The organism is Microbacterium sp. BLY (assembly GCF_017939615.1).
GTDB lineage: Bacteria > Actinomycetota > Actinomycetes > Actinomycetales > Microbacteriaceae > Microbacterium.
On sequence record NZ_JAGKSR010000001.1, the window covers coordinates 810,293 to 822,733 of the forward strand.

Here is a 12,441-nt window from a genome sequence, read left to right on the forward strand (position 1 = left end):
AAGGGGGACCGGATGCACCGCCAGGTCCCCCTTACCGTTCCGAAGAACGGCTCGGAGCCTGCTCCATCGCAGGCCGCCGTGTCGTCATCCCGGCCAGCACCGCATCGAGCGTCCCCCAGGCATCCGCAGTGCGCATGGCCTGCCCGACCTGCCGGGCGCGGTCGCGGAACATCGGCTCGGACAACACGCGGTGGACCGCCTCGGCGACCTGCCGCGGCTTCGGCGCATTCGTCCGCAGGTTGACGCCGACGCCGGTCCACCCGACCCGGGCGGAGACCTCGACCTTGTCCTCCGTCTGCCCCGCGACCACCAGAGGGACGTCGTGGGCGAGCGCCTGCTGCACCCCACCGAATCCGCCGTTGGTGACGAACACGTCCACCTGCGGCAGCAGCCGGTCGTAGGGCAGATACTCGGCGACGCGGACGTTGCCCGGCAGCTCCGCCGGGAGCGCGTCGACAGGACGGCCGCCCGTAGAGACCACGACGAGCACGTCCGCCCGGGCGAGCCCGGCGACGGTCGGCAGCACGAGCTGACCGAAGTCCGTGTTGGCGATGGTGCCCTGGCTCACGTGGACCACGCGACGCCGCCCGTCCAGGTCGGACCACCAATCCGGCAGCGGCACGGCCGAGGGCGCCGTCGGGAGAGGACCGGCGAAATGCACGGACGCCGGAAGGTCGGAGCGCGGGTACTCGAAGGCGGACACCGAGAACTGCACGTACGCATCGGCACGACCGGCCCAGTCGAGCACGAACCCGCCGAGATCGCGGCCGACCGCCTCGCGGGCCATCGCATCGGCCTCCTTCTGCACGCCGCCGAAGATCGCCCGCTCCGCGACCGCACGAAGGAACGCATTGCGCATCCGGCCGAGGGGGCCACCCATCGGCGTGACTCCGAGCCCGAACGGGGCCGTGTCGACACTGCGCGCACCGAGCGGGAAGATGCCGAGGACCACGACGGGCGGCCGCTCGGTCGTCGGTAGCCGCTGCAGCAGCGCGGCACCGACGAACAGCGGCTCGGTGAGCACGGCGTCGATGTGGTTCTGCGCCAGCTCGACACGCACGGCCTCGAGCTGCGCCCGCCCGGGCCGGATGAAGAGCGTGCTCATGTCGAACCGGAGCGCGGCCGCGCCGGTGAGACCTTCGCGCTCGGGGAACGCGCCGTTCGCGTCGTCGAGGTCGACGTCGGCCCCGGCCGGCAGCGGACGGAACCGCGCGCCCGCGGCCGCCACCTGCTCCGCGTAGCGGGCACTGGTGAGGAAGAGCACCTCGTGCCCGCCCGCGACCAGGTGCCTGGCGACCTGCAGCAGCGGGAGCACGTGCCCGTGGGCCGGGGTGCAGGTGAGGAGGTAACGGGACATGGCGGCTCTCTCGATAGGGTTGGTTGTACTGCTGAAGTATTCATCACCCTCTGAGGAAAGTCAATGAGTTCATCCGCACGCCCCTACCGCTCCGCCCTGCGGACCCGCCAAGCGGAAGAGACCCGCGCGCGCATCGTCACAGCGGCAGCCCGCCTGTTCGCCGCACAGGGATACCAGGCGACGACGATCTCCGCGATCGCCAGGGAAGCCGGCGTCTCCGCGGAGACGGTGAAGACCACGGCGGCGAAGGCGGAACTCCTCATCGCCGCGTTCGAGGTCACCTTCTCCGGCTCGGAAGCCGCGGAGACCCTCGCCGACACCGAAGCCGGATCGGGGCTGACGTCCCTGCCCGACGACGTCTTCCTCGACGCGGTCATCACGCAGATCGGCGCCGCGAACGAACGCGGGCATGCACTCTGGACGGTCCTCCTGGGCGCGGCGCTCTCCGACCCGATCGTCGATGCCGCCCTGCAGCGCATCCTCGCAAACCGGGCCGCGGACTACCGCGGGTTCGCGTCCGAACTGCAGCGCCGCGGAATCGTCGGCTCCGACCACGACAGCGACGCCCTCGCCGACGTGCTGTCGTTCCTGCTCTCGCCGGAGAGCTACCAGCAGCTCGTCGTGCAGTCCGGATGGTCGCCGGAGCGCTATCGCTCCTGGCTGCGGAGCGCTGTGCTCGCCGCGGCCTCTCCGTCGGCGTGACGGCTCACCGCGCGGACCAGCCGCCGTCCATCGTGTAGCTCGCCCCCGTCACCATCCCGGCGGCGTCGGCGGCGAGCCACACGGCGAGACCGGCGACCTCCTCCGGCTCGACGAGGCGCTTGATCGCCGCTTCCGTGAGCAGCACCTTCTCCAGCACCTCGCTCTCGGGGATGCCGTGCACCCGCGCCTGGTCGGCGATCTGCCGCTCCACCAGCGGCGTCCGCACGTAGCCCGGATTGATGCAGTTGCTCGTGACGCCGTGCGCGGCACCCTCCAGCGCCGTCACCTTCGACAGGCCCTCGAGGCCGTGCTTGGCCGCCACATAGGCCGCCTTGAACGGCGAGGCGCGGAGACCGTGGACGCTCGACATGTTGATGATCCGCCCGAAGCCCCGCTCGTACATCCCCGGCAGCACTGCGCGGGTCAGCAGGAACGGCGCCTCCAGCATCAGCTGCAGCAGGAGCGAGAAGCGGGCCGGGTCGAAGTCCTCGATCGGGCTGACGTGCTGCACGCCGGCGTTGTTGACGAGGATGTCGGTGTCGAGGCGGACCTCGGCCAGTGCGTCCCGATCGGTGAGGTCGATCGCCCAGGCGCTCCCGCCGATCTCGTCGGCGAGCACCTCGGCCGCTGCGCCGTCGATGTCGGCGACCGTCACGCGGGCTCCCGCCTGCGCGAAGGCCCTCGCGCAGGCGGCGCCGATGCCGCTCGCCCCGCCCGTGACGAGAGCACGCCGGCCCTGGAGAGCCGTCATCCGGCACTCGCCGTCGCCGCACGGGCGTTCATGCGGGCGGCGTCCGCGTCGTCGATCGCCTGGAGCGACGCCCCCTTCGTCTCCCGCAGCGAGAGCACGGCGATCGCCGTGACGATGCAGGCGAACACGATGTAGAGCGCGATCGGCAGCCAGGAGCCGAAGTCCCGGAGCCACTGGATGGCGAGGATCGGTGCCAGCGACCCGGCGAGGATCGCGGTGACCTGCGACCCCAGCGAGACGCCGGAGTACCGCATCCGCGTCGGGAAGAGTTCGGCCATGACCGCGGGCTGCGGCGCGTACATGAACGCGTGGAAGCAGAGGCCGATGGTGACGGCGAGCACGATGAGCGCCGGATTCAGGGTGTCGAACATCGGGAAGGCGAAGAAGGCCCAGGTGGCGCTGAGGACCGCACCGGTCAGGTACACCGGCTTGCGGCCCCAGCGGTCGGCGAGCCGCCCCGCCTGCGGGATGATCGCGAAGTGCACGACGTGCGCGATGAGCAGAGCGAGCAGCAGCTGGCTGGTGTCGTACTCGTGAACGGTCTTCAAGTACACGATCGTGAAGCTGACGACGATGTAGTACACGATGTTCTCGGCGAAGCGGAGCCCCATCGCCTGCACGATCCCGACGGGGTACCGGCGCAGCACCTCGACCACGCCGTAGGACGTCGCCTTCTCGGCCTCGACCTGCGCCTTCGCCTCGAGGAAGATCGGTGCCTCCTCGACGTTCCGGCGGATGTAGTAGCCGACGAGGACGATCACCGCGGAGAGCCAGAACGCGATGCGCCAGCCCCACTCCAGGAACGCCGCCGAGCTCATCGCCCACGAGCTCACGAGGAGCACGAGCGTGGCGAGGAGGTTGCCGACGGGGACCGCCGCCTGCGGCCAGCTGGACCAGAACGCCCGGGACCGGTCGGGACTCTGCTCCGCGACGAGGAGGACGGCACCGCCCCACTCGCCGCCGACAGCGAAGCCCTGGATGAACCGCAGCGCGACGAGCATCGCAGGCGCCCAGTAGCCGATGCTCTGGAATCCGGGGAGGCACCCCATGAGGAACGTCGCGGCACCGACGATGATGATCGTCGCCTGGAGCGTGGGCTTGCGGCCGAAACGGTCCCCGATCTGACCGAAGACGATGCCGCCGAGCGGCCGCGCGATGAAGCCGACCGCATACGTCACGAAAGCGGCGATGATGCCGTCGAGCGGCGATCCGGTGGCCGGGAAGAAGTAGGTGCCGAAGACGAGGCTGGCGGCGGTCGCATAGAGGAAGAACTCGTACCACTCGACCACGGTGCCGGCCATGGAGGCGACGACGACGCGCCTGAGCTTCGAGGAGGACGGGGCGGCGGGGTGACCGGAGGCGCGGGTGGGGGCGGTCATTTCTCTCCTTCGGTGTCGACGGTGACACATCCGTTCCAGTGTCGGCACGGGGACGAGTTGCAGCAATGCCCAGTGACGCGCAGCGGCTGTGCATAATTGCAGCATGGATGCGGCGAAGAGGCCTCGAGCCGACGATCTGCTCGTACTGCTCGCGGTCGCCCGCACCGGCCGGTACACCAGCGCCGCCGCGCACCTGGGCCTCGACCACACGACCGTCGCGCGCCGCATCGCCGCGCTGGAGGACGCGCTCGGCGGACGGGTCGTCGCGCAGTCCGCGTCCGGATGGGAGCTCACCGACCTCGGGCGCACCGCCGCCGAGACCGGGGGACGCATCGAGGCGGCGCTGTCCCAGCTCGACTCCGCACCCGGCGAGACGCCGGACCCGATCGCGGGCGTCGTCCGCATGTCCGCCACCGACGGGTTCAGTGCGTACATCGCCGCCCCCGCGATCGCAGAGCTGCGCCGCGCGCACCCGCGGCTGACCGTCGAGATCGTCGCCGCCACACGAAGAGCCGCCGAGCACCGCGCCGGGCTCGACCTGGAGGTGGTCGTGGGCGCCCCGCAGACCCGCCGCGCGCAGGCCGTGCAGCTCGGCACGTACACGCTCGGCATGTACGCCGCGCGGGACTACCTCGACCGCACCGGCACCCCGGCATCGCGCGCCGAGGTGGAGCAGCACCGCCTCGTGTACTTCGTCGACTCGATGCTCCAGGTGGACGCGCTCGACCTCCCCCGCCGGCTCGTCCCCGGCATGCAGGACGGCCTCACCTCCACCAACGTCTTCGTGCACGTCGAAGCCACCCGCGCGGGCGCCGGGATCGGTCTGCTGCCGTGCTTCGCGGCCGACCGGCACCCGGACCTGGTGCGTCTGCTGCCCGAGGTCTTCGCCGAGAAGCTGCCGTACTTCATGGTCGCCCGCCCCGAGTCGCTGCGTCTGCCGGCGGTCGCCGCCCTCGCCGATGCCCTCCGCTCCCGCACGCGGGCCGCGAAGGCCATGCTCGACGGCGTCGGCTGAGGGCCGCTCAGAGCAGCTCGGCCACGAGGGCGTCGATCCGGCGGCGGATGTCGTCACGGATCGGCCGGACCGCGTCGATCCCCTGGCCGGCGGGGTCGTCGAGCACCCAGTCCTCGTAACGCTTCCCCGGGAAGAACGGGCACGCGTCGCCACAGCCCATCGTGATCACGACGTCCGACGCTTGCACGGCCTCGGTCGTGAGCACCTTCGGCTGCTCCGTCGTGATGTCGATGCCGACCTCCCGCATCGCCGCCACCGCGACGGGGTTGATCTCGGCAGCGGGCATCGACCCGGCCGAGCGCACCTCGATGCGGTCGCCGGCGAGCTCCCGCAGGAATCCGGCTGCCATCTGCGAGCGTCCCGCGTTGTGCACGCAGACGAAGAGGACGGAGGGGGTGTGCGATGCGTTCACGATGGGGCCAGCGTATCCCGTTCGAGTTGCGCACCTTGCTACGTTTCCGGCCGAGATGCGACCGATCGAGCGATTCGAACGCTCAGGCCAGCCCGAGGCCGGCCAGCTCTGCCGCGTCGAGCATCCGCGACCGGATCAGGAAGCGCATGCCCGTCGGCCCCTCGACGCTGAACCCGGCACCGCGGCCGGGGACGACGTCGATCGTCAGATGCGTGTACTTCCAGTACTCGAACTGCGCCGCCGACATGAAGACCTCGACCGGATCGTCGAGCCCGACGTCGATGGTGCCGAGGAGCACATCGCCCGGACCGGTGAGGAACATCCCCACCGGATAGCACATGGGCGCCGAGCCGTCGCAGCAGCCGCCGGATTGGTGGAACATGAGCGGGCCGTGCTGCGCGGTGAGCTCGCGGACGAGGGCGGCGGCCGCCTCCGTCACCGCGACCCGATCGGGAACGGACGAGTCGTTCATGGGGGCTCCTTCCGGGAATGCCCGGGTGCCGGACGAGGGCCGTGGCCCGCCGTCCGGCACCGCGGCGCCGACGATCAGAAGAAGCCCATCGGGCCTTCCGCGTACGAGACGAGGAGGTTCTTCGTCTGCTGGTAGTGGTCGAGCATCATCTTGTGGTTCTCCCGCCCGACGCCCGACTGCTTGTACCCGCCGAACGCGGCGTGGGCCGGGTACTGGTGATACGTGTTCGTCCAGACGCGACCCGCCTCGATCGCCCGGCCTGCGCGGTACGCGGTGTCCCCGCTGCGACTCCACACGCCGGCGCCCAGGCCGTACAGGGTGTCGTTCGCGATCGAGATCGCGTCGTCGAAGTCGTCGAACGAGGTGACCGAGAGCACCGGACCGAAGATCTCCTCCTGGAAGATCCGCATGTCGTTCGTCCCCTCGAACACGGTCGGCTGCACGTAGAAGCCCTCGCTGAGGTCGCCGCCGAGGTCGGCGCGCTCGCCTCCCGTGAGCAGCCGGGCCCCGCCCTGCTTCCCGATGTCGATGTAGCTGAGGATCTTCTCCAGCTGATCGTTCGAGGCCTGCGCGCCGATCATCGTCGCGGGATCGAGCGGGTTGCCCTGCACCACCTTCTGCACCCGCTCCAGCCCGTCGGCGAGGAAGCCGTCATAGATCGAGCGCTGGATGAGCGCCCGCGACGGGCACGTGCAGACCTCGCCCTGGTTGAGTGCGAACATCGTGAACCCTTCGAGCGCCTTGTCGTAGAACGGGTCGCTCGTGGAGCGTGCGACGTCCTCGAAGAACACGTTCGGGCTCTTGCCGCCGAGTTCCAGCGTGACCGGGATGAGGTTCTGCGACGCGTACTGCATGATGAGGCGGCCGGTCGTGGTCTCCCCGGTGAAGGCGACCTTGCGGATGCGCTTGTGCTGCGCGAGCGGGGCACCCGCCTCGATCCCGAAGCCGTTGACGATGTTCACCACACCGGCCGGCAGCAGGTCGCCGATGATGTCGAACAGGAACAGGATCGACGCCGGCGTCTGCTCCGCCGGCTTGATGACGATGCAGTTGCCCGCGGCGAGCGCGGGGGCCAGCTTCCACACGGCCATGAGGATCGGGAAGTTCCAGGGGATGATCTGCCCGACGACGCCGAGCGGCTCGTGGAAGTGATAGGCGACGGTGTTCTCGTCGAGCTGGCTGATGCCGCCCTCCTGCGCCCGCAGCACGCCGGCGAAATAGCGGAAGTGGTCGATCGCGAGGGGGATGTCGGCGGCGAGGGTCTCCCGCACCGGCTTGCCGTTCTCCCACGTCTCCGCGACGGCGATCGCCTCGAGGTGCTGCTCCATCCGGTCGGCGATGCGGTTGAGGATCACGGAGCGTTCCGCGGGGCTCGTCTTGCCCCAGCCCGCGAACGCCTTCCAGGCGACGTCCACGGCGCGATCGACGTCCTCCACGGTGCCGCGGCCGACCTCGGTGAACGGCTTGCCGTTGACGGGACTGATGTTCTCGAAGTACTGGCCCTTGACGGGTTCGACGAACTCGCCGCCGATGTAGTGGCCGTAGCGGGGCCGATAGTCCGCGACCGCTCCGGGCTGCCCGGGTGCGGCGTAGGCGAGGGACACGTCTTCTTCGACGATGGTCATGGGGTCTCCTTCGACGGGGGCGCCACGGCGTCGATGCCGCGGTGTTCCCCCGACGCTAGGCCGCCGCCCGTTGCACTCCCGATGCGCAACGTTGCAGGCGGTTGCACCCGGTTCGAATGGCGCACCTTGCTGCATCCGCGGCCGACATCGCGCGAATCAGGCGATTCGAATCAGGAGAGGCGCTCGATCCGGGTGACGAGGCCGGCTCGACGCGGCGAGCGCGCCGGCAGCATCTCCAACGCGAGCCGCAGCACCTCCGCGTCCTCGCTCCCCTCGGGGGTGTCGGCGTACGCGAGCAGCACGTCGAGACTCGCCCCCGACAGCATCACCTCGCGGAGCGCCGCGCGCACGGAGTCCCGGAAGTCCTCGACGCCGGGCGACGCCGACTCCGGCAGCACGGGGCCGCGGTAGGCGGTGAGAGCCACCCGGTGGGCACCGCGGTCGAGGAGGGACAGCACGTCGTGCGCATCGGTCTCGATCGGGACGGGGAGACGATACGGCCGGGACTCGGGCACGAGGTCCGGCGCCGCCCGATCGAGCACCCGGCGCAGTCGCACCATCTCGGGCCGCAACGTGTCGGGCGAGACCCCGGGACCGTAGACGAGTTCCGCCAGACGATCAGCCGAGAGCCCTTGGCGGTGGACCACGAGCATCAGGAGGATCGCGGCGTGCCGGGCGCTGAGCTCGGTCACCGACTCCCCGTGCGCCGACGCGGTCTCCAACCGCGCACGGTCGCGGCCGAGGACGTGCAGCCGGGCCCGCGCGGTGGGTGCGGCCGGCGGCCGGCCCGGCGGCCGTCGAGCCGGCGGCTCCGCCCGTCCGCGCAGGCGGGCGACGAGCAGCTCGGACTCGACCGCGCGCGCCGTCGCATCGACGAGCAGTCGCGCCTGCGGGGTGACCACCTCCGGCCCGCCGGTGATGTCGATCACCCCCAGCACACGTTGCGTCTCCGGATCGCGCACGGGTGCGGCCGAGCACGACCACGGATGCACGAGACGGTTGTAGTGCTCGGCGCCGCGGATCTGCACCGATCGCTCGAGCGCGAGAGCCGTGCCCGGGGCGCTGGTGCCGACCGCGTCCTCCGCCCAGTTCGCACCGGCGACGAATCCCATCCCCTCGGTGAGGGACCGCAGCTGGGCATCGCCCTCGATCCACAGCAGCCGCCCGGCCTGATCCCCCACGGCGATCACGACCCCCGAGTCGTCGGGGTCGCCGGGCAGCAGCAGGGCGCGGATCATGTCCATCGCGGAGGCGAGCGGGTGGGCCAGGCGATAGGCGTCGAGTTCGTCCTCGTGCAGGTCGAGCGGCGGGAGCCCCTCCGGCCCGACGCGACCGCGCCAGGAGCGTTCCCACGACTCCCGCACGAGGGGACGCACCTCACGGAGGCGATGGTCGTCGAGGTTGCCGGCGATGAGCTCCTCGTGGGCACGTTCGACGAGGAGGCGAGACGCCGTCGGCGACGCCTCCCGCGGATCATGCCACGTCGCAGACACGCGTTCTCCGTTCCTGGAGCCGGGAGCGTGCCCTCAGTGTACGAGCAGCACCCGTCGGGGGGAACAGCGGACGCGGAGGTGGAGCCTTCAGAGGGCCAGTACCCTCGATCTGAACCGCGAATACGATTCGGACGAACCCTGCGGTTCCAGTCCGAGCTCACGAATCTTCGCGGCGATCGCGGCCGAGTCTGACTCTGCGTACTGGTGCTGGGGCCTTCCCCCTCGAGTGAGCCGCTGTAGCTCCTTCTTGGGCGAGGTGATTCGTTCAACGTTCTGCCCTGAACGTGGCATGCAACCCCGCCAGGAAGACTTGAGGCTCTCAACTGCATCGGGGTAAAGGAACCACCAAGACTCAATCATCACTACGGGAACGACTGGCACGCCGTCAGCGTTCGCGGCAATCCTCGCGAAACTCTCCGCGATGCGCCGCTCAGACTCGATCCCATTGTCATGCCCATCCGCGTCCTGATGAATGATCACGGCCCTCACGGTGGTCCCGGACGCTTCTGCGCCAGATACGACGGCCCGGACACGACTAACCCAATCCCGCCGGGCCCGTTCACCTGCCTCACGGGTCAGGGAGACTGGGTCGCGCATCACCTTGATGGTGACTCCACTCGGAAGCCCCGGATGATGATGCTCTACTAGTTCCTTGATGGCTTTTGAATCGTTGGGATTCTCCCCAAAGATGAGAATTTCTACACGCTTGGCTCCACGAGAGCTCGATCTAGTCAATTCGGAACGCCTCCGAGACTGCCTGAGAACCACAGCTCACCGGGAAGATAGCCGGATTCCTCGACAGCAGCCGCGATTTCCGCTGCGCTCCGCGAAGGGATGATGGACTCACCGCTTTCGGCATCTCGATCGCAGACGACGATTTCGTTCGCTTCAAGCCGGTTGACCAAAGTCGGCGAGTGCGATGCGACGAGAAGCTGCGTCCTCTTGCTCGCCTCACGCATTCTGCCTACGAGCACATCGAGTGCGTAGGGGTGCAATCCATGGTCGACCTCTTCGATGACGGTAAGCGCAGGAGGATTCGGTTCGTGCAGGGCAGTCAATAGAGCGAGCAGCCGCACAGTTCCGAAGGACGCGTCGGCGAGATCGATGGGTCTTGTTAGTCCAGCCTCAACGAGAGACACGACGACAGTCTCTGCAGAACCGCCACCTTGCCTGAACTCGATGGCTTCTAGCCCTGGGAGGCAGTCCCGAAGGTCCCTCGTAAGCGCCTCAAGTCCATCCGGGTCCACGCGACTAAGTTCGTATAACGCTGCCGAGAGGTTCGAAGCCGAGTCGTCGATCGATCCCCTCTGCAGACGAGAAGGAACTCGCGCTTCGCGTACAGCGGGATCCAGGTATCGGATGTCGGTGAGGAAATCTAGAAAGTCACTAGGGCCACGCCCAACTTCGTCATCATTAAGTTGTGCGAAGGTCCCCAGCATGGTTGTCGTGGATGAAGCGAGACGACGGGTTTGTGCAGACTGATCCGATCCGTCGGCCGCGATTCTCGCAACTGCCGTTTCGTTAGCTGAAAGCGTAATCCGGCGGCCCTGACCTGCCATACGCTTATAGGTAAACTCCTCGCGCCGCGTGACCTCGCCCTTGGACGTCCCCAAGCTGAGTTGATAGCGATCAGGCGCCCCCGTGGACGCATGTGATGTCACGTTGCCGTGCAGCGTTAGCGTCACGCGCCCCTGTTTTCCGTCTTGCCGCTTGATGCGGTCGAATCCTCCTCGAGTCCTCAACGCATCCTCGATCCCAAACCGAGCCGCGTCGCGAACGAACCGGAGCACCGAGAGCAGGTTCGTTTTTCCCGAACCATTGGGTCCGACGAGAACGGTGAACGGCCCCAGCGCGACATCGACCTGTTCAAGCGACTTGTAGTTGCGCGCTTCGATCCGAGTGATCTGGGAAACCATGCCGCTCACACTATCGCGGCGGCGGTCAGGGCAGCAGCCCGGCCACGAGGTCGTCGATCACATCGTCGGTCGCGGTCTCCGGGTCGATCGGGGTGATGAGCCGGTCGAGCAGCAGACCGTCGATCGCGTAATGGAAGAGGGCGATCTCGCGCCGACCTCCCGGAAGGCCCGCCCCGGTGTGGAAGGCCACGTCGGCATCGAAGCCGGCCCGCTGCCAGGCGCCGAGCACGGCCGCGAGCTCGGGACGGCGGGCGCTCTCGAGCCGCAGCTCGAACAGGGCGATCGTCACATCGCGATCGGCGGTGAGGCGGCGCACGATGTCCCGGAGGTAGTCGGCGAACAGCTCGCGGCTGGGCGCGAGTCCGGCCCGCTGCTCGAGATCCTCGGGCGTCGGAGCCAGGCGTTCCCCGATGCGGTCGACGAGGCCTTCGATCAGCGCATCCCTGCTGCGGAAGTAGTTCGACGTCGTGCCAGCGGGGACCTCCGCCTCGGCATCGACCGCGCGATGCGTGAGCCCGCGCGACCCTTCGCGAGCGAGCACGGCCAGCCCGGCATCCGCCAAGCGGCGCCTCCGCGTCTCGTTCCTCACCATGCGTCCACCCTAGCGCAATCACTACGGCTGTTGTACTCTCAACTGCGACAGCCGTAGTGATTGGAGACAGTGATGCGAGAACTCGTGTACTACGCCGCCGTGACCCTGGACGGATTCATCGCCGGCCCGGACGGGGAGTTCGACGCCTTCCTCGTGGAGGGCGACCACATGGACGGCATCAACGCCCGCTTCGCGGACACGCTCCCGACCGTCGCCGCCGAGGCGCTCGGCATCCCGCAGCGCAACGACGTGTTCGACACCGTTCTCATGGGGTGGAACACGTACGACGTGGGCGGCCTCCCGAGTCCGTACCGGCACCTGCGGCAGATCGTCTTCAGCCGCACCCGCAGCGTCGAGGCCGAGAACCTGGAGGTGACCGCAGAGGACCCGGTCGAGGTCGTGCAGCGCCTGAAGCGCGAAGATGGTGGCGCGATCTGGCTGTGCGGCGGTGGCTCTCTCGCGGCCACGCTCGCCGACGAGATCGACCGACTCGTGCTGAAACGGCAGCCCCTGCTGTTCGGCGCGGGCATCCCGCTGTTCGGCCAGCGACCCTACCGTCCGGAACGGTTCGACGCCGTGGAGACCGTCGCCTACGAATCGGGCGTCGTGGTCACGGAGTACGTGCGACGGCGCGAGGAGTGATCCTGTCGTCATCGGGTGCATAGCCGGTCGACGCCCGGTTGGCAATACCGTTCTCTGATCCGCCCCCGGTTCCTATCGTGGTCCC

Annotated in this window: 12 protein-coding genes; 3 read left to right on the forward strand and 9 right to left on the reverse strand. The window is 68.9% G+C overall.

What is annotated here, in order from left to right; genetic code table 11:
• Window positions 1-31: 31 nt before the first annotated feature.
• Window positions 32-1,357 (reverse strand): glycosyltransferase, encoded by a 1,326-nt coding sequence (locus KAF39_RS04205; protein WP_210676094.1) that lies wholly within the window; start codon window positions 1,355-1,357, stop codon window positions 32-34.
• A 63-nt stretch (window positions 1,358-1,420) separates the two neighbouring features.
• Between KAF39_RS04205 and KAF39_RS04210 the strand changes: the two genes are divergently transcribed.
• The gene (locus KAF39_RS04210) at window positions 1,421-2,059 is read left to right on the forward strand and encodes a TetR/AcrR family transcriptional regulator (RefSeq protein WP_210676095.1); all 639 of its coding nucleotides are present in this window, start codon (window positions 1,421-1,423) and stop codon (window positions 2,057-2,059) included.
• Window positions 2,060-2,063: 4 nt separating this feature from the next.
• On the opposite strand, the gene KAF39_RS04215 is transcribed toward KAF39_RS04210, so the two are convergent.
• Together KAF39_RS04215 and KAF39_RS04220 are read right to left on the reverse strand one after the other, a co-directional pair.
• The gene (locus tag KAF39_RS04215) at window positions 2,064-2,810 is read right to left on the reverse strand and encodes a 3-hydroxybutyrate dehydrogenase (RefSeq protein ID WP_210676096.1); all 747 of its coding nucleotides are present in this window, start codon (window positions 2,808-2,810) and stop codon (window positions 2,064-2,066) included.
• Window positions 2,807-4,189 (reverse strand): MFS transporter, encoded by a 1,383-nt coding sequence (locus KAF39_RS04220; RefSeq protein WP_210676097.1) that lies wholly within the window; start codon window positions 4,187-4,189, stop codon window positions 2,807-2,809. Before KAF39_RS04220 ends, KAF39_RS04215 begins: the two co-directional genes overlap by 4 nt.
• 103 nt (window positions 4,190-4,292) lie before the next feature.
• On the opposite strand from KAF39_RS04220, the gene KAF39_RS04225 reads away from it, so the two are divergent.
• Entirely contained in the window at window positions 4,293-5,204 is a 912-nt protein-coding gene (locus KAF39_RS04225; RefSeq protein ID WP_210676098.1) for a LysR family transcriptional regulator, read from the forward strand.
• Between the two features lie 7 nt (window positions 5,205-5,211).
• Here KAF39_RS04225 and KAF39_RS04230 read toward each other — a convergent pair whose 3' ends face one another.
• The 6 genes from KAF39_RS04230 to KAF39_RS04255 form a co-directional block, all read right to left on the reverse strand.
• On the reverse strand, window positions 5,212-5,616 hold the full coding sequence (locus KAF39_RS04230) for an arsenate reductase ArsC (protein WP_374093332.1): 405 nt from the start codon (window positions 5,614-5,616) through the stop codon (window positions 5,212-5,214).
• 82 nt (window positions 5,617-5,698) lie between these two features.
• Complete coding sequence (locus tag KAF39_RS04235) at window positions 5,699-6,088, reverse strand: DUF779 domain-containing protein (protein WP_210676099.1); 390 nt, start codon at window positions 6,086-6,088, stop codon at window positions 5,699-5,701.
• A 74-nt stretch (window positions 6,089-6,162) separates the two neighbouring features.
• Entirely contained in the window at window positions 6,163-7,713 is a 1,551-nt protein-coding gene (locus KAF39_RS04240; protein ID WP_210676100.1) for an aldehyde dehydrogenase family protein, read from the reverse strand.
• 170 nt (window positions 7,714-7,883) lie between these two features.
• A complete protein-coding gene (locus tag KAF39_RS04245) occupies window positions 7,884-9,206 on the reverse strand; it encodes a GAF domain-containing protein (protein ID WP_210676101.1) in 1,323 nt (440 codons plus the stop codon).
• A 731-nt stretch (window positions 9,207-9,937) separates the two neighbouring features.
• Window positions 9,938-11,122 carry an AAA family ATPase gene (locus KAF39_RS04250; RefSeq protein WP_210676102.1) on the reverse strand — a complete coding sequence of 395 codons (1,185 nt, stop codon included), beginning with the start codon at window positions 11,120-11,122 and terminating at the stop codon, window positions 9,938-9,940.
• Window positions 11,123-11,147: 25 nt separating this feature from the next.
• Entirely contained in the window at window positions 11,148-11,714 is a 567-nt protein-coding gene (locus KAF39_RS04255) for a TetR/AcrR family transcriptional regulator (protein WP_210676103.1), read from the reverse strand.
• 72 nt (window positions 11,715-11,786) lie between these two features.
• Between KAF39_RS04255 and KAF39_RS04260 the strand changes: the two genes are divergently transcribed.
• On the forward strand, window positions 11,787-12,356 hold the full coding sequence (locus KAF39_RS04260; RefSeq protein ID WP_210676104.1) for a dihydrofolate reductase family protein: 570 nt from the start codon (window positions 11,787-11,789) through the stop codon (window positions 12,354-12,356).
• Window positions 12,357-12,441 lie beyond the last annotated feature (85 nt).